This window comes from Dietzia massiliensis (genome assembly GCF_018390595.1).
GTDB classification, from domain to species: Bacteria; Actinomycetota; Actinomycetes; order Mycobacteriales; family Mycobacteriaceae; genus Dietzia; species Dietzia massiliensis.
Window position 1 is genome coordinate 19642 of the sequence record NZ_JAHBAV010000036.1, and the last position, 16850, is coordinate 36491.

At 73.0% G+C, this 16850-nt stretch carries 16 protein-coding genes; 9 read left to right on the top strand and 7 right to left on the bottom strand.

Going from position 1 to position 16850, the window contains the following annotated elements; all coding sequences use genetic code 11:
- Positions 1 to 8: 8 nt before the first annotated feature.
- A complete protein-coding gene (locus KHA85_RS10905) occupies positions 9 to 1808 on the bottom strand; it encodes an AMP-dependent synthetase/ligase (protein ID WP_213185806.1) in 1800 nt (599 codons plus the stop codon).
- A 139-nt stretch (positions 1809 to 1947) separates the two neighbouring features.
- On the opposite strand from KHA85_RS10905, the gene KHA85_RS10910 reads away from it, so the two are divergent.
- From KHA85_RS10910 to KHA85_RS10930, 5 genes are read left to right on the top strand one after another with little or no spacing between them, the layout of a single operon-like run.
- Complete coding sequence (locus KHA85_RS10910) at positions 1948 to 2409, top strand: SRPBCC family protein (RefSeq protein WP_213185807.1); 462 nt, start codon at positions 1948 to 1950, stop codon at positions 2407 to 2409.
- Positions 2406 to 3293, top strand: a complete 888-nt coding sequence (locus KHA85_RS10915) for a hypothetical protein (RefSeq protein WP_213185808.1) — start codon at positions 2406 to 2408, stop codon at positions 3291 to 3293. The genes KHA85_RS10910 and KHA85_RS10915 overlap by 4 nt, the downstream gene beginning before the upstream one ends.
- Positions 3294 to 3338: 45 nt before the next feature.
- Positions 3339 to 4079: a lysophospholipid acyltransferase family protein gene (locus tag KHA85_RS10920; protein WP_213185809.1), complete on the top strand. Its 741-nt coding sequence runs from the start codon at positions 3339 to 3341 to the stop codon at positions 4077 to 4079.
- Positions 4080 to 4083: 4 nt separating this feature from the next.
- A complete protein-coding gene (locus KHA85_RS10925) occupies positions 4084 to 4581 on the top strand; it encodes a polyadenylate-specific 3'-exoribonuclease AS (protein ID WP_213185810.1) in 498 nt (165 codons plus the stop codon).
- Positions 4582 to 4617: 36 nt separating this feature from the next.
- Positions 4618 to 6024 carry a class II 3-deoxy-7-phosphoheptulonate synthase gene (locus KHA85_RS10930; protein ID WP_213185811.1) on the top strand — a complete coding sequence of 469 codons (1407 nt, stop codon included), beginning with the start codon at positions 4618 to 4620 and terminating at the stop codon, positions 6022 to 6024.
- Between the two features lie 46 nt (positions 6025 to 6070).
- Here the strand turns inward: KHA85_RS10930 and pknB are convergent, their stop codons facing one another.
- Entirely contained in the window at positions 6071 to 8278 is a 2208-nt protein-coding gene (pknB, locus tag KHA85_RS10935; protein WP_236885529.1) for a Stk1 family PASTA domain-containing Ser/Thr kinase, read from the bottom strand.
- Between the two features lie 81 nt (positions 8279 to 8359).
- Here pknB and KHA85_RS10940 point away from each other — a divergent pair, with 81 nt between their 5' ends.
- Positions 8360 to 8725 carry an Rv2175c family DNA-binding protein gene (locus KHA85_RS10940; protein WP_213185813.1) on the top strand — a complete coding sequence of 122 codons (366 nt, stop codon included), beginning with the start codon at positions 8360 to 8362 and terminating at the stop codon, positions 8723 to 8725.
- Here the strand turns inward: KHA85_RS10940 and mptB are convergent.
- Entirely contained in the window at positions 8694 to 10286 is a 1593-nt protein-coding gene (mptB, locus tag KHA85_RS10945) for a polyprenol phosphomannose-dependent alpha 1,6 mannosyltransferase MptB (protein ID WP_308936927.1), read from the bottom strand. The genes KHA85_RS10940 and mptB overlap by 32 nt on opposite strands.
- Before the next feature lie 3 nt (positions 10287 to 10289).
- On the bottom strand, positions 10290 to 11369 hold the full coding sequence (locus KHA85_RS10950) for a polyprenyl synthetase family protein (RefSeq protein WP_213185814.1): 1080 nt from the start codon (positions 11367 to 11369) through the stop codon (positions 10290 to 10292).
- Between the two features lie 95 nt (positions 11370 to 11464).
- On the opposite strand from KHA85_RS10950, the gene metF reads away from it, so the two are divergent.
- The gene (metF, locus tag KHA85_RS10955) at positions 11465 to 12442 is read left to right on the top strand and encodes a methylenetetrahydrofolate reductase [NAD(P)H] (RefSeq protein ID WP_213185815.1); all 978 of its coding nucleotides are present in this window, start codon (positions 11465 to 11467) and stop codon (positions 12440 to 12442) included.
- 5 nt (positions 12443 to 12447) lie between these two features.
- Here the strand turns inward: metF and KHA85_RS10960 are convergent, their stop codons facing one another.
- The 3 genes from KHA85_RS10960 to KHA85_RS10970 are packed head-to-tail and all read right to left on the bottom strand — an operon-like array spanning position 12448 to position 15373.
- The gene (locus KHA85_RS10960; protein WP_061228918.1) at positions 12448 to 13206 is read right to left on the bottom strand and encodes an LppM family (lipo)protein; all 759 of its coding nucleotides are present in this window, start codon (positions 13204 to 13206) and stop codon (positions 12448 to 12450) included.
- Positions 13203 to 14789, bottom strand: a complete 1587-nt coding sequence (locus KHA85_RS10965; protein WP_061228919.1) for a phytoene desaturase family protein — start codon at positions 14787 to 14789, stop codon at positions 13203 to 13205. The genes KHA85_RS10960 and KHA85_RS10965 overlap by 4 nt, the downstream gene beginning before the upstream one ends.
- Positions 14786 to 15373 carry a GNAT family N-acetyltransferase gene (locus KHA85_RS10970; RefSeq protein ID WP_061228940.1) on the bottom strand — a complete coding sequence of 196 codons (588 nt, stop codon included), beginning with the start codon at positions 15371 to 15373 and terminating at the stop codon, positions 14786 to 14788. The genes KHA85_RS10965 and KHA85_RS10970 overlap by 4 nt, the downstream gene beginning before the upstream one ends.
- Before the next feature lie 105 nt (positions 15374 to 15478).
- On the opposite strand from KHA85_RS10970, the gene KHA85_RS10975 reads away from it, so the two are divergent.
- Both KHA85_RS10975 and KHA85_RS10980 read left to right on the top strand, forming a co-directional pair.
- Positions 15479 to 15898, top strand: coding sequence for an SAV_6107 family HEPN domain-containing protein (locus KHA85_RS10975; protein ID WP_213185816.1), 420 nt, complete (start codon positions 15479 to 15481; stop codon positions 15896 to 15898).
- A gap of 176 nt (positions 15899 to 16074) precedes the next feature.
- Positions 16075 to 16491: an SCO2097 family morphological protein gene (locus tag KHA85_RS10980; protein ID WP_213185817.1), complete on the top strand. Its 417-nt coding sequence runs from the start codon at positions 16075 to 16077 to the stop codon at positions 16489 to 16491.
- Positions 16492 to 16850: the final 359 nt, after the last annotated feature.

The following is a 16850-nucleotide window of genomic DNA, read 5'->3' on the forward strand; positions in this document are numbered from 1 at the left end:
CCCGACCGTCAGGCGTAGAGGGCCTCGATCTGCTCGGCGTACTTCTGGTGCACCACGTTGCGCTTGACCTTGAGCGACGCGGTGAGCTCGCCGGTCTCCTCGGTGAACTGGTCCGGCAGGACGTGGTACTTCTTGATCGACTCCGAGTGCGACACGCTGCGGTTCGCCCGCGCCAACGCCTGATCGAGGTGCTCGATCATGTCGGCGTCCTTGAGCAGCTCGTACAGCGACCCCGACTTGTCGTGGTGGGACTTCCAGCGCTCCAGGGCCTCCGGATCCAGGGTCAGCAGGACGGAGACGAACGGCTTGCCGTCGCCCACACAGACCGCCTCCGCGACCAGGGGATCGGCGCGCAGGGCGTCCTCCAGCTGGTTGGGAGCCACGTTCTTGCCGCCGGCCGTGACGATGATCTCCTTCTTGCGGCCGGTGATCGACAGGTAGCCGTCCTCGTCCAGCGAGCCGAGGTCGCCGGTCCGGAACCAGCCGTCCGTGAAGGACTCGGCGGTCGCCTTCTCGTTCTGCCAGTAGCCGGAGGCCACCACGGGGCCGCTCACCTCGACCTCGCCGTCCTGGGCGATACGGACGGCGCACCCGGGGAGCGGCTGGCCGACGCTGCCGATGCGCATGTGGCCCGGGGTGTTCACCGTGATCGCGGCGCACGTCTCCGTCAGGCCGTAGCCCTCGAAGATGTTGACCCCGATGCCGTCGAAGAAGTGGGTCAGCCGGTCACCGAGGGCCGCGCCGCCGGAGATGGCGACCTCACAGCGTCCACCGAGGGCGTTGACGAGCTTGGCGTAGACGAGCTTCGAGAAGAGGGCGTGGCGCAGCCGGAGGAGCGGACCCACGCGGCCGTCGCCCCGGTTGGCCTTGGAGTACGCCACGGCGGTGTCGGCCGCCTTGTCGAACATCCACGCCTTGACCGTGCCGCCGTCCTGGGCGGTCGCCCGGGCCTTGTTGAAGACCTTCTGGAAGACGCGGGGGACCGCCAGGATGTAGTGCGGCTTCATCTCGCCGAAGGTGTCGACGAGGTTGGTGAGGTCGGAGGAGTGCGCGATCGTCACACCGGCGTGAAAGCCGGCATAGGTGATCGCGCGGGCCAGCACGTGCGCCAACGGGAGGAACATCACCGAGGTCGCGTCGATGCGCAGGATCTGGCTGAAGGGCGTCTCGAGCACGGCGAGCGTCTCGGACATGAAGTTGTGGTGGCTGAGCATGACGCCCTTGGGGCGCCCCGTCGTGCCGGAGGTGTAGATGAGTGTCGCGGGCGAGTCGGCCCGCACCGTGGCTCGGCGCTCGTCCAGGACGGAGGCGTCGACCGAGGCGCCCTGGGCGGTGAGAGTCTCCAGAACCGGTTCGGCGCCGTCGATCACGAGGACGTCGGAGACCTCGAGCCCCTCGATGCCCTCGCGGGCCGTCGCCGCGTGGGTGTCGTTCTCGACGATGATCAGCTTCGCGCCGGAGTCCTCCATGATCCACCGGATCTGGTCAGCGCTCGAGCTGTCGTACACCGGCACCGTGACCGCCCCGACCGCCCAGATGGCGAAGTCGATCAGGTTCCACTCGTAGCGCGTGGCGCTGAGCAGGGCGACCCTGTCGCCCGCCTGGACGCCCAGGGCCACGAGGCCGCGGGCGACCGTGCGGACCTCCTCGGCGAACTCACGGTTGGTGACGTCCGTCCACCGCCCGCCGACGGGCTTGAGGAACGCCAAGTTCTCCGGAGTCTGTTCCGCTCGGTCGTAGGCCGACTGAACGCAGGACCAGTCGTCGGGGACGGTGAAGGTGGCGGGTGCCGCGACGTATTCGCGCAAAGGGTCCTCCCGGTGGAGACGTTCGTCGTATGTCGGTGACCACACACTATCGCCGCCCCACCGCAGCGGCCACGGCGACCGGCACCCTCAGGACTCGGCGTGGGCGCATCCCGGGTCGGGATGTGTGAAGCTGGAGGGCATGAGCGAGCACGACGGCGCCCCCGAGGTCTGGCCGACCAGAGACTCCACCGTGGTCGACGCGTCGGTGGCGGACGTCATGGCGGTCATCGCCGACTTCGCGGCCTATCCGGAGTGGTCCGCGTCGATCGACGCCGCCGAGGTGCTGTCGACGGGCGCGGACGGCCGCCCGGACAGAGTGCGGTTCCAGCTGCGAGCGGGCGCGATCGTCGACGAGTACGTGCTCGTGTACTCCTGGTCGGCGGATCACCGCTCGGTGGAGTGGCGCCTCGAGAGCTCGACGCTGCAGCGGGACCAGCGCGGGTCGTATCGTCTGGAACCCGTGGTAGCCGGCACCCGGGTGGACTACGAACTGGAGATCGAACTGACGGTGCCGGTGATCGGCAGTCTGCGCAGCCGTGCCCAGCGACGCATCCTGGGCGACGCGCTCAGTGAGCTCAAACGACGGGCCGAGTCCCGGTGAACCACACCCGTGTGGTCGTCGTCCTCGGCGGCGACCCTGCCGAACGCGCCGGCGTCACCGGCGGGCTACTCGCGGAGTCTGGGCGGACCGCCCTGGTCCTGACCGGGCACCCTGATGCCGTCGACCCCCGTCTCGACACCTCCGACGAGGGCCCGGTCGAGGTTCGCGCCGACGACCCGACCGCGAGGCTGGAGGCGTACCGATCCGGTGCCGCCGACCCGGATGACGACGTCCTGGCCGCCCTCTCGGCAGGCGGCGACACACCGCTGGCAGCCGTGCTCGGATGGGAGTACGCGCGCCGCGCGGCGGCGTCCGGTTACTGGGATGTCGTCGTGGTCGAACTCGACGGGGACCTGGCCGCCGTCCGCCGCATCGCCGCGGCCGGGGAACTGGCCGCCTTCGTCGAGTCGCGGTGGCCGGCAAATGTGCGCTTTGCGTCCATGGCCGCCGGCACCCGTGCGGACGCCCGTGTCCGGGAGGCGCACCGGCTCGCGCTGCTCGCCGGTGACGTGGCCGGTTTCCTCTCGGGCCCGCTCGAGGTGATCGTCGTCGGCCGCGCACCGGAGCGGACGGCCGCGATGGCGGCGCTCGCACGCGGCGCCGTCCGGCCCGAGGTGGCGCCTGACGGCGACGGGGGATACCGCGTCGAATACCCCGTCCCGACCGCGCCCTCCACGCCGGCGTCCGTCGAGGGCGACCGGCTCCGCCTCGAACACGACGGTTTCCGCGCCGTTCTCGGCCTGCCGCCGCTGCTGACCCGCTGCGTCCTCGTCGACTCGACTTTCGACGCCGACGCCGGGCGCGTCCGGCTACGCTTTCTCCCGGACCCCGATCTGTGGCCGCAGAACCTCGTGCCGACCGGTTCCGCCGACACGGCCGGGTAGTATCCGCATTCGTCGATTGCCACCACGAGAGGACCGGGGACCGCGTTGCTGTACTACCTGTTCAAGTACGTGTTCATCGGCCCGTTCCTCCGGGTGACGAGTCGGCGGGTCGTGACGGGACGCGAGCACTTCCCGGCCCGGGGGGCCGCTCTCCTCGTCGGCAACCACCAGTCGGTCGCGGACTGGCTGTTCACCCCGCTGCTCCTGCCGCGCCGGGTGACGTTCCTGGCCAAGAGTGACTACTTCACGGGAACCGGCATCCGCGGGATGCTCAGCCGGTGGTTCTTCGCCGGCTCCGGGCAGTACCCGATCGACCGCACCAACGCCGACGCCGCACAGGCGGCCCTGGACGCCGGTCTCGAAGTCCTGTCGTCCGGGCAGATCCTGTGCATCTACCCGGAGGGCACCCGCTCCCCGGACGGGCGGCTCTACCGGGGCAAGACCGGACCGGCCCGGCTGGCGCTGCGTGCGGGCGTGCCGATCATCCCCGTCGGGGTCTCCGGCACCGGCGAGTACGTCCGCAAGGCGACCAGGTTCCGCTTCTTCCCGCGCACCGAGGTCCGCGTGATGCTCGGCGAGCCGCTCGACCTCTCGCCGTGGGCCGGCCGTGAAGGCGACCGGGCGGCCGAGCGCGAGGTCACCGACGAGCTCATGCGTCGCATCCAGGCCCTCACCGGCCAGGAGTACGTCCACGACATCTACGGCGCGGACATGAAGAAGCGCTACCAGGCGGTGCGCGAGTCAGGGCACAACCTGCTCGACCAGCCCGTCGACGGACAGCGCTGACGAGGTGCGGTACTTCTACGACTGCGAGTTCATCGAGGACGGCACGACCATCGACCTGGTGTCGGTGGGGGTCGTCGCCGAGGACGGTCGCGAGTTCTACGCGGTGTCCACCGAGTTCGACTCGTCGACGGCCGGCCCGTGGGTCCGCCGCAACGTCCTGCCCAAACTCCCCAGCCCGTCGTCCGCGGCGTGGATGCCGAGGGCCCGGATCCGCGACGAGCTCTACGACTTCGTCACGGCCCGGCCCACCGGCCCGGTCGAGATGTGGGCGTGGATCGGCGCCTATGACCACGTCGCGGTGTGCCAGCTGTGGGGCGACATGACGAAGCTCCCGGCGGCGATGCCCAAGTTCACCCGTGACGTCCGCCAACTGTGGGAGCTCGCCGGCCGGCCGGAGCTGCCGGCGCACCCCGGGGGCGCACACGACGCACTCGGTGACGCCCGCCATGTGGCGATGCGGTTCCGGGCCATCGCCGAGCAGGCGCCCCACCTGGGTCTCTGAGGCCTCGCCCGCGCGCGGTGGCGTATCGTCGCCGGGGTGAGCAACTGGACAGTCGACGTCGACATCGCGCAACTCCCCGACCTGCCGCCGCTCTCCGCGGACCTCGACAGGCAGTTGGCCGATGCGCTCTCCCGGCCGGCGCTGCAGCAGCCGTCGTGGGACCCGCAGCACGCCGCCGCCATGCGCAAGGTCCTCGAGAGCGTCCCGCCGATCTGCGTGGCCTCCGAGGTCGAGCACCTCTCGGACCGCCTGGCCGACGTGGCCCACGGTCGGGCGTTCCTGCTGCAGGGCGGTGACTGCGCCGAGACGTTCGAGGCCAACACCGAGCCCCACATCAAGGGCGTGATCCGCACGCTCCTGCAGATGTCGGTCGTGCTGACCTACGGTGCCTCGATGCCCGTGGTCAAGGTCGGTCGCATCGCCGGCCAGTACGCCAAGCCCCGGTCCGCCGACCGCGACGGCAGCGGACTGCTGTCCTACCGGGGTGACATGGTCAACAGCATCGAGGCGGACGAGGCGGCACGTGAGCACGATCCGTCCCGCCTGGTCCGCGCCTACGCCAACGCGGCCGCGGCGATGAACCTCGTCCGGTCCCTGACGGCGTCGGGCACCGCCGACCTGCACCGCGTGCACGAGTGGAACATGGAGTTCGTCGCCGGTTCGCCGGCCGGTGCCCGCTACGAGGCCCTGGCCGCGGAGGTCGACCGGGGCCTGCGCTTCATGGACGCGTGCGGCGTCTCCGACGCGAACCTGCGGTCCGCCGACATCTTCTCCTCCCACGAGGCCCTGGTCCTGGACTACGAGCGGGCGATGCTGCGCCTGGCCGACGACGGGACGGGACTCACCGGTGACGCCGAGCCGGGCCTGTACGACCTGTCGGCCCACTTCCTGTGGATCGGGGAGCGCACCCGCGGCATCGACGACGCCCACGTGGCGTTCGCCTCGCTCATCCAGAACCCCATCGGACTGAAGATCGGTCCCACCACGACGCCCGAGCTCGCGGTCGAGTACGTCGAGAAGCTCGACCCGGACAACCGGCCGGGCCGCCTCACCCTGGTCTCCCGCATGGGCAACGACAAGGTCCGCGAGGCTCTGCCGCCGATCGTCCGCGCGGTCGAGGCCACCGGGCACAAGGTCATCTGGCAGTGCGATCCCATGCACGGCAACACGCACTCCACGTCGAACGGCTACAAGACCCGCCACTTCGACCGGATCATCGACGAGGTCCAGGGCTTCTTCGAGGTGCACCACGCGCTCGGGTCGCATCCCGGCGGGATCCACATCGAGTTGACCGGCGAGGACGTCACGGAGTGCCTCGGCGGCGCCCAGGACATCTCCGACCTGGATCTGGCGGGCCGGTACGAGACGGCCTGCGACCCGCGGCTCAACACCCAGCAGTCGCTCGAGCTGGCCTACCTGGTCGCGGAGATGCTGCGCCACTGACGCGTCGGGCCCGGCCGCCGGCGCGACGCGTCAGCCCTGGGCCGCGTCAGCCCAGGGCGTCGATCTCGACCTCACTGCCCCGGGCCACCACCCGGCCGGGCAGCGGGGTCTGGCCGTAGACGATGCCGCTCGACGTCCCCGCGTCGATCGTGGCGCGCAGCCCGGCCTCCTGCAGACGCTGGCGGGCGTCGGACGCGCGGGAGCCCAGCACGACCGGGACGGTCACCGCGTCGGACGGCACGATCCGCAGCACAGCGCCCGACGGGTCGAGGCGGGTCCCGGCGGGCGGCTCGGTACGGACCACCCGACCGTCGGCGACCTGACGATCGGTGACGGGCGACTCGAGGACGACCGTGAACCCGGCCTTCTCGAGCACGTCGGTCGCCTCGTCGACGGGCACGTCCCTGATGTCGGGCACGGTCAGTGCGTTGGAGACCAGCAGGACGACCCCGTCGCCGCGGGACACGTCGGTCCCGGCGTCCGGGTCGGTGCCCACGGCCAGGCCACCGTCCACCTCGTCGTCGTACACCCTCCTGACCTGCGAGACGGCGAGCCCGGCGCCCTCGAGGGCGGCGCGCGCCTGGTCCTCGGCCAGGCCCACCACCTCCGGCACGGCCACCGGCGCCGGCCCGGAGCTGGTGATCATGGCCACGCGCGTGCCCACGTCGACGGTCGTGCCCGCGCCGGGCTGCAGCGACACCACCTGGCCGACTGGCACCGAGTCGGAGTACTCGGTGCCGCCGCGCACCGGCTCCAGCGAGTTCTCACGGAGGGCGGCCGAGACGGCGTCGACGGTCCGGTTCGCACCCACCTCGGGCACCACCGGGCGCCCCACCGACACCAACACGGCCACGGTGTCCCCGCGGGGCACCTTCTCGCCGGCCGCGGGGTCGGTGCCCACCAGGCCGGACGGGGGGACGTCGTTGCTGAAGGCGTCGCGCGTCGCGGCCGCGAGCCCCACGGCGTTGACCGCGTCGGTGGCCTGGCCCACCGACATCCCCTGGACGGAGGGCACCTCCACGAACCGCCCCGAGCCGAGCCACCAGCCGGCGACGGCCAGTCCGATCGCCGCGGCGAGCACCACGATGAGCCATAACATGCCGCGCTGTCTGCGCGGCCGGATGATGTCGCGGTCGGGCGCGGCCTCCACCTCACCGCGCGGTGCGCGGGCGGGCTCGGCGGGGCCGGCGTGCGTGCCGGGGCCGCCGGCCGGGGGCGCCGGGGCGAGGTCGGCACGCGTCTGGACCCGGGTGGGCGTCGGACCGTCGCCGCGGCGCAGGGCCTCGCCGCTCTCGCGGTCGGCGGCGTCGAACTCGGATTCCCCGCCCGGGGTGGCGCGCGCGGCGTTCGCCCGGGCCCGCGTCCACGAGGACTGCCTCGGCGCGGGGACGACGTAGTCGGGGAACCGCCCGATCTTGGCGGCGCGGTCGAGATCGCGCAGCATCTCGTCGGCGTCGGCGTAGCGGTCCTCGCGGCTGCGGCGGGTTGCGCGCAGGACCAGGTGGTCGAGGTCCTCGGCGACGGTGTCGGACTGGTCGGACGGCGCGGGGACGTCGGTGTCGAGGCGACGGTAGGCCACCGCGATGTTGTTGTCGCCGCTGAACGGCGGCTCCCCGGTGAGCATCTCGTAGGTCAGCACGCCCAGGGAATACAGGTCGGAGCGCGGGTCCGTGTCGGCACCGGAGATCTGCTCGGGGGAGAGGTACGCGGCGGTGCCCATGACCACGCTGCTGGAGGTGGCGCGCGACTCGGCGACCGCGCGCACCAGGCCGAAGTCGGCCAGCTTGACCGCGCCGGACGTGGAGATCAGCACGTTCTCCGGTTTGATGTCCCGGTGGACGAGGCCGGCGGCGTGGGCTTCGCGGAGAGCGCCGAGCAGCGGGCGCAGCACGGCGGCCGCCGCGTACGGCGGCATCGGTCCGCGCTCGTCGAGCAGTTCCCGCAGCGTGCCGCCGGGGACCAGTTCCATGACGAGGAACGCGGTCCCCGCCTCGACGCCCTGGTCGAAGACCTGGACGATGCCGGCATCGGACAGGCGCGCGACGGACCGGGCCTCGAGCGTGAACCGGTCCACGAACGCGCGGTCGCCGGCGAGGGTGGGGTCGAGCAGCTTGACGGCGACGTGACGGTCGAGCCGCTCGTCCGTGGCCAGGTGGACCGTGGACATGCCACCGCGGGCGATCACGGCGTCGAGCCGGTAGCGCCCGTCGAGCAGGGTGCCTGGTCCGGGGGGCTGCCCGTCGTAAGTGCTCATATCGTCCATTCTGCCCCTCCCGCCCCGTCCGCGGTACGTCCGGAGACGTCCCGACGCGGCCCGGGGTCTAACGTGGGAGGCGTGAGTACCGTTCCGCACTGCGACGACGTCCTGCCCGCCGGGGCCGAGACCATCAACCTGCCCGAGGTGTCCGCGCGCCTCGGCATCCCGGTGACCCGCGTGCACGATCTGCTGCGCGACGGGACACTGCTCGCCGTCCGCCGCGCGGGCGTCGTCGTGGTGCCGGCCGTCTTCCTGGACGACGACGAGGTCGTGCGGTTCCTCCCGGGACTGATCGCCGTCCTGCGGGACGGGGGTTATCGGGACGAGGAGATCCTGCGGTGGCTGTTCACCGAGGACGACAGCCTGCCCGGCCGCCCGGCCGACGCGCTCCACGGCCACCGCGCGCGGGAGGTCATGCGTCGCGCGCAGGCGATGGCGTTCTGACGGATCCGGGCTCTGTGCGTGCCGCGGCGGTCGCACGCCACCACCACCACGCCGCGGCGGCGGACGCCACGAGGGCGGCCCCGACGAGCGTGGGGCTGTAGAGGCTGGTCGAGCCGTTGGGGCCGATCGCCATGACGAGGAAGACGGTCACGCCGACCGCCGCGGTCGTCGCGCGCGGGCCGGGCCGGGCGACGAACCAGAACGCCGCCACCCACACGTGGTACCACGGCCAGGACAGTGAGTTGAGTACCACGAAGACCAGTAGCGCGACCATGATGCCGCGCAGCGCCGAGCGGGTGTCCCGGCGGTACAGCCACCACACCACGACCAGCGCCACCGCGAGCACCACGCGCCCCACCTGCCGGGTCACGGCGAGGACGTCCTCGAAGCCGGGGGTGTCGAACGCGGCGTGGACGAGGTGGGCCACGGCGGTCGGCGCGCTCAGGTAGTTGATGACCCGGTCGGAGACGGAGATGGCGTCCACCCAGCCGAGGCCCGTGCCCGCGGCCAGGGTGGCCAGCGCGAACACGACGACCGCCGCGCCCGCGGCGACGACCGTGTCGAGGATCGCGCCCACGAGGGGACTCCCGGGCGGCCGCGGAAGAGGCCGCGTGGAGCCCTGCAGTCGCCGGCGCCGGTCGAGAGCGATCCACAGTAGGAACGGCGCGACGATCACGGCGGTGGCCTTGAACGCCACCGCGAGGCCGATCGCGGCCCCCGCCCACGCGTAGCGCCGGTCGAGGGTGAGCACGACCGCCGCGAGGCACGCCACCAGGGGGAAGATCTCGTTGTGCAGGCCGCCCGCGAGGTGGATGACGGTCAGTGGTGACGTGCCCGCCATCCACACGGCCGCGCCCGCGTCGACCCCGGCGCGGCGAGCAGCCGCCGCCACGAGCGCGACGAGCCCGGCCAGCGCGACCAGCACCAGCACACGCAGGATCAGCACGCCCACCGCGGGATGCCCGCCCGACAGGGCCACGACGCCGCGCATGAGGAGCAGGTGCAGGGGGCCGTAAGGGGTGGCGGTGGACTGCCAGTCGGGGCTGACCTCGGTGGTGAACGGGCCGCGGTTGGCCTCGGGCCCGTACTCGTACGGGTCGACGCCCGCGGCGGTCATGGCGCCCTGCGCCAGGTACGACCACGCGTCGCGGCTGAACAGGGGGACGGCGGGCAGCAGCGGCAGCGACCACAGCGCGGTGGCCCACGCGGCGTCGCGCGTGGGGAGCCGTCCGGAGACCGCCCGGGGGCCGAGCGAGAGCCAAGACGTGACCAGGAGCGCGACGCCCGCCCAGCACAGGACGAGGGCCAGGACCTCACCGTGACCGAACGTGAAACCGGGGAGGCCTATCGCGACCGCGGGGCCGCCGTCGACCGGCAGCGCGCCGGCGCCGAAGCCGGAGACCGTGAGCAGCGCGGCACCGAAAACGCCCCGCCACAGCGCGGGGCCGGACGGGCCGGTCAGGGCGGCCCGGGCGGAGCTCACCGCCGAGGTGGCCCGGGTGGGCGGGCGTGACGACGACGAGGAGTCCCGCTCCGGTCGGTGTCCGGTGGCTGCGGGCACGGGTCAGGCCCGCCGGCGGGTCGCGGCTTCCGCGAGGTCCCGCAGCATGTCCCGCCCGTGTGCGCTGATCGCCTCCGAGGCGATCGCGTCCAGCGCGCGGGCGGTCAGCTCCTCGATCTCGGTCTCCACGGAGGCGACCGCCCCGGAGTCCACGAGGACGGCGCGGGCCCGTTCGAGCGTCGGGCCGTCGGGTTCGGTGCCCAGGACCCCGGCGAGGAAGCGCGCGTCCTCGCCGGGCGCGAGGGTCATCGCGCGGGCGAGCAGGAGGGTGCGCTTGCCCTCACGTAGGTCGTCCCCGGACGGCTTCCCGGTGACCTCCGGGTCGCCGAACACCCCGAGCAGGTCGTCACGCAGCTGGAACGCCTGGCCCACGGCGACGCCGAACTCCCTCAGCGCGGCGACCGTCTCGTCGGTCGCGCCGGCGAGTTCGGCCCCGATGTGCAGGGGCCTCTCGACGGTGTAGGCCGCGGTCTTGAAGCGGTTCACCCGGGCGGGGGTCTGCTCGTCCGTGGCCCCGGACGCCTCGGCGAGGATGTCGAGCATCTGGCCGGACAGGACCTCGGTCTTCATGGCGTGCCACGGGCCGAGCGCCCGGCCCAGCGCGGCCGGGTCGACGCCGGACGTCACGAACATCTCGTCGGCCCAGCTCAGCGCGAGATCGCCGACGAGGATCGCCTGCGATACCCCGTAGCGGGCGGCGTCGCCGTCCCACCCGTCCCGGCGGTGCGCGGACTCGATCGCGCGGTGCACGGTGGGACGGCCGCGGCGGGTGTCGGAGGCGTCGACGATGTCGTCGTGGACGAGGGCGCACGCCTGGATCAGTTCGAGGGCGGCGCAGGCGGTCACGACCTCCTCGGGCGCCGGGCCGGCGTCGGGCCGGGACGCGGCCCACCCGGCCAGTGCGAACCGGGGCCGCATGCGCTTGCCGCCGTCGAGCACGAAGTCCGACAGGAGCCCGGCCAGCCGGTCCACCCGCTCGTCGACCGCGGCGACGACCGTGCGCCGTCCCTCGATGTGGCGGCGGAGCGTGGCGAGGACGCGTTCTCCGTCGTCGGGGCGGGTCGCCATGACCACGGGCACCATCCCTTCCGGGCGCCCGGTCCGGTCGCCCTCGTCGCCGACGATCCTAGTCGTCGGGCGACGGCCGGACCGGACGCGTGTCGGGCTACCCTGGTCGGGTGACCCAGCTACCCGACTCCGACCAGACGGGCGGTGGCCGGCACCCCAGCATCGTGGAGCGGATCGAGACGTCCACCACCCCGAGGGTGCCGTTCTCCGTCGAGTTCTACCCGCCCCGCGACGAGGCCGCCGAGGAGCGTCTCTGGCGTGCGGCCTCCGTGTTCTCCGAGCTCGGGGCGGCGTTCGCCTCCGTGACCTACGGGGCGGGCGGGTCGACGCGGGACCGGACCGTCCGGGTCGTGGAGCGCATCGTCCGCGAGACCGACCTCGTCCCCATCGCCCACCTCACGGCGGTCGGGCACACGGTGGCCGAGCTCACCGACATGGTCCGGATGTACGGCGAGGCGGGGGTCTCCAACATCCTCGCGCTCCGCGGCGACCCGCCCGGGGACCCGCTGGGGGAGTGGACGGCCCACCCGGAGGGGCTGCACTACGCCGAGGAGCTCGTGCGGCTGATCCACGAGGTGGGTGAGTACCACGTGGGCGTGGCCTCCTTCCCCGAGGGGCACTACCGGGCCCGCGACCTCGACCACGACACCGAGGTCCTGGTCGGCAAGCTGCGCGCGGGGGCCGAGTACTCCATCACGCAGATGTTCTGGGACGTCGAGCACTACCTCCGGCTGCGGGACCGAGCCGTCGCGGCCGATCCGGAGCAGGGCGCCAAGCCGATAATCCCGGGTCTCATGCCGGTCACCAGCCTGCGTCAGGTCAAGCGGATGGTCGAGCTGTCGGGGTGCGCGCTGCCCGACGACCTGGCCGAGCGCCTGCGCACCGCGGCGGGGGACGGGCCGGAGGAGAACCGCGAGGCGGTGCGCGAGGTGGGGATCGACCTGACCACTCGGATGTGTGAGCGGCTGATCTCCGAGGGCGTGCCGTGTCTGCACTTCAACACCCTCAACTACTCGCGGGCCACCCGCGAGGTCCTCACAAACCTGTCGATGGCGCCCGCGCCCGGGGTGGCGGCCAGCCGGATCTGACCGCCTCAGCGCACCAGCCGGTCCGCGCGGGCCCTCGAGGTCCGCGCGGCCAGGATCGTCCCGATGGACACCAGCAGGGCTGCGCCGACGCCCACGATCATCCACACGGCGAAGCCGCGGGTGGCAGGGTCGGGGTACGAGGACGAGGCCTGCATCCGGGTGATGGACCCCGGTGCGGGCGTCCAGCTCACGGAGTTCCCCGCGCCGACGGTCCCGTTGGTCTCGCTGATGCGGTTGGGGAACGTCAGGTCGACCCGCGTCGTCGTCGATCCGGCGCGATCAGCCGGGAGCATCGACAGGTCGATCGAGCCGCTGAACGACACGGTGTCGCCGCTGCGGCGGAATCCGAGCGTGTACGGGCGGGCGCCCTCGATGTCGATCGCCAGGGAGAGCGCGTCCATCTCCGCGAACGTCAACTGGGTGAAGTAGATCTCGCGACCGGTGAACCCGTCCGCAGAGTAGGGCGTGATCCGGACCTTCTGCTCGAGGCCGGACGGCGCGCCGAGCCGCTCGAGCGCCGCCGCCTGTTCCAGCTGGTCCCCGGCGACGAGGATGCGTCCGGAGACGGTGTCGTCCTTACGGACGCTCATCTGCGCGTTGAGCTGCAGACACCCGGTGAGCACGACCAGCAGGGCGGCCAGCGTGGTGAGGCCAGCGACCCGTCGGGACAGCCGCGAGCGGCCGGAGGCGGCTGAGCGGCGCACGGTCGTGGAGGGCACGGTCGTGGGACGCCGGAGCGGTCGGGGCACGGTCACGGCGGTCATTCTGCCCGGATCCCCCGACGCCGTAGCGCCGACCTGCCGAGCCTGCGGCCGACGAGTCGCGCCACCGTCCTGCCGCTGGCGCCGATGACGCCTCCGCCGGGGTGGGTGGACGCTCCGGCGAGGAACACCCCGTCGGCGCCCGGGACCGCGTGGCCGCGCAGGTCGGGGTGCGGGCGCATCGGCAGCATCTGGTCCAGCGACATCTCCACGTGCATGACGTTCCCGCCGAGCAGCCCGAGCTCGGTCTCCAGGTCCTCCGGAGTCTGGATGTGTCGGTGGACGATCGAGTCCGCCAGACCAGGGGCGAACCGGTCCGCCGCTGCGATGATGCGGTCGGCCTCCCCGGGCCCGGCCTCGGCCCAGCCCCGCCCGTCGGCGAGGTGGCGCGGGTGCCACTGCGACCAGAGGGTGAGCTCGTGTCGGCCCTCCGGCGCGAGGGAGGGGTCGAGCGAGCTGAAGCTCATGGCCAGGACAGCGGGGTCCGCGTCCAGCCCCCCGGCCGCGGCCACGCCGTAGCGCCGGTCGAGGTGTCGCCGGTCCGTGACGAGCAGCTGCAGCCCGTGGGCACTGGTCTCGGTGGGCACGTCCGGGTAGCACGGCAGGTCGGTGGTGCCCAGCCGGACGACCATCCCCAGGCCGAAGCCGGGCCGGATCCGCCGCCGCCACCCGTCCACCGTCGTCGCCGGCAACTCGTGCTCGAGGAGGTCGAGGGTCGTGTGGACGTGGCACGCCGCCACCACCGTCGAGCAGTGGAGGGAGTCGCCGCCCTCGGTGTCGACCCGCCAGCCCGGACCCGAGCGGCGGATCGCGGTTGCCCCGGCGCCGGCGGTGACCGTGCCGCCGTGCGCCCGGATCGCCGACGTCAGCGCGTCGGCGAGCGCCCCGGACCCGCCCACCGCGCGCCCGGGCGGGATCCGGTGCATCAGTGCCGCGAAGCCGATCATCGGGGCGGTGGCGGGGTGCGACATCGGCGGACCGGACTGGGCCCCGAACCACGAGAGCGCGGCCTTGAGCCGCTCGGAGTCGAACATCGAGTCCAGGAGCGCGTCGCCGGAGGACAGGAACGTCTGGACCGCGCCGAACGGGTCGCGCAGGTCCTCGGCCCCGAGGAACGCCGACCCGAGCCCCGGCGCGGTCGGCCGCACCGAGAAGCCCTTCATCATGCGTCCCGCGAGGACGTCCCACCGCCGGACGAACTCGCGGTACGCGTCGGCATCGGCGTCCCCGCAGGCGGCGGCGATGCTGGCGCACGTCGCGTCGAGGTCCCGGTGGAAGACGATCGGCGGCTCCCCGGATCCGGGCGGAGCGGGCGCGAACCCCCACGGATCGCAGTCGATGTAGCGCAGTCCGTGGGCCGCGAGGTCGAGCTCCTCCGGGATGCCGGTGTGCCGGATCATGAGGTGCGCCGACGACCCGCGATCGGTCAGGTGACCGGGGTACCGTTCGACCGTCGAGGTGGCGCCGCCGATCACGGTGTCCTTCTCCACCACGTGGACGTCGTGCCCGGCGCGGGCGAGATAGGCGGCGCAGACCAGCCCGTTGTGGCCGGAGCCGATCACCACCACGTCATGACGCCGGCTCACTCGTCGGTCCCCGGGACGGGGAGCGGCAACGTGCGCTCGAGGACCGCGAACGGCCGTGCATCGCCCTCGAAGCGGTACGACCGCAGCACATCGGTGAAGCCTAGCGACCGGTACAGCCGCCACGCGCTGTTGTCCTCGCCCTCGACCTCGGGTGTGGACAACAGGACCCTGCTCTCCGGACGGTCCGCCAGGAACCTGCGCAGCAGTGTCCCGCCGATACCGCGGCCCTGGTGGGTGGGCGAGACGTGCAGCTCGGTCAGCTCGACGTAGTCGGACGGGAGTTCGCGCTCCCGGTCGCGCAACCCCCGGGAGACCTGCTCGTACCACCACTGGCCGGGCGCGCCGTGGTAGCCGTAACAGATCGCGACCAGCGGGCCCCTCGACTGTCCGAGCAGGCGCCGGCGCGGGGCCTCGAACGCGGCCACCCCGGACCAGCCGTCGCGGTAGCTGTGCTCCATCCAGGCGGCCGCCCGGGAGCGGATCACCTGCGACGGGTAGCCCATGGCGTCGACGTAGACCCCCAGAGCCTCGGGCAGTCGGTCTCGGAAGTCGGCGGCGTCCAGCCGGGTGATCACGGTGTCCATCCACCCCATTTGATCACGGGCGCGGATCCGGGGCGCCGGGATGTGTCGTACCCCGGCGATACCGTGCGCGGAGACGCGGAGATGCAGGAGGCGGAGGTGCAGCAGATGGACACGAGGAGGACGCGGACCACGAGCAGGACGCGGTCGTCCCGCGGGGGTGCCGCGGGGTCACTCGGCCGCGCCGGGCGTGCCGAGGCGCACCGTGGCCGGGCGGTCGCGGCGGCCGACCCGTCGGAGCGCTTCGTCGAGGCGTACCGCGCCGCCAGGTGCTCCGCCGGCGCGTTGCTGGTCCCGGGGCCCCGCCGTCGCGGTCCGGTCGATGTCTGGCACCGGCTCGCGGCGGAGGTGCCGGAACTGGGGGAGTGGGCGACCGCCCTCGGCGGGTACTCCGCGCTCGCGGCCGCCGTCGAGGACGGGCTCCCCCGGACGATCTCGGCCCGCATGGCGGACGATTTCCTGTGGGCGGTGGGCCGCTTCATGGACCTGGTGGACCAGCGACTGGGCGTCCTGGGCCCCGCGGCCTGACCCGCCCCGCAGCGGACCCACCGGCCCCCTCGCCCGTCCAGGGGAATCCCGGTGGTCCCGACCGCGTTGCCCTCGTATGATGGGGAGAACCCTGACCGGCTGATCACCGTCCGCGGTCGGTGCGAACCGACCGAGCCGGCCACGCTCGTCATCACGAGCATCTGAAGGAGGTCGAAGTGCCCCTGTCCGAGCACGAGCAGCGCATGCTCAAGGAGATCGAGAGCGCGCTCTACGCCGACGACCCCAAGTTCGCGTCGTCCGTCCGTAAGACCGGCGCGAGCGGTGCCCGGCGTCCCGCCGGCCTGGTCGTGGCGCTCGCCGTCCTCGGTGTGGCACTCCTCGTCGGTGGTCTGGCCCTAGACTTCAAGCCAGGCGGTTTCCCCGTGCTGAGCCTCGTCGGGTTCCTAGTCATGTTCGCGGCCGGGGTGCTCGCGCTGCGTTCGACGCCGTCCGCTGGCGCGCCGGGCGTCAAGGGCCCGGGTGGCCCGCGTGTCCCCGGGGCCGGGCGGACCTCGTCCAAGTCCTCCGACGGTCGGTCCTACTCCTCGAGGATGGAGGACCGGTTCCGCCGTCGCTTCGAGCAGGGGCCCTGATCGATCGACTGCCTCCGGGCCGACCACCACGCTTCAGATGAAGGGGTGAGCGCACCAGCGCTCACCCCTTCTCCCATTTCCCGGCCCACCGGCCCACCGGCCCGAGCCCCATCGGTCCACCGGCCCACCGGCCCATCGGTCCACCGGCCCATCGGTCCACCGGCCCACCGGCCCACCGGCCCACCGGCCCACCGGCCCGCCGGCGAGACGCCGACTGCGCGAGTGGATGCCGGAGGACCCGTGGCGTCCCCGCGAGCGTGGCGTGAATGCGAGAAGCCGTACCCCGGCGGGCCGGCGGGGCGGCGGGGCGGGGGGCCGGGGGGGCGGGGGGGCCGGGGGCCGGCGGGGCGGGGGGGCGG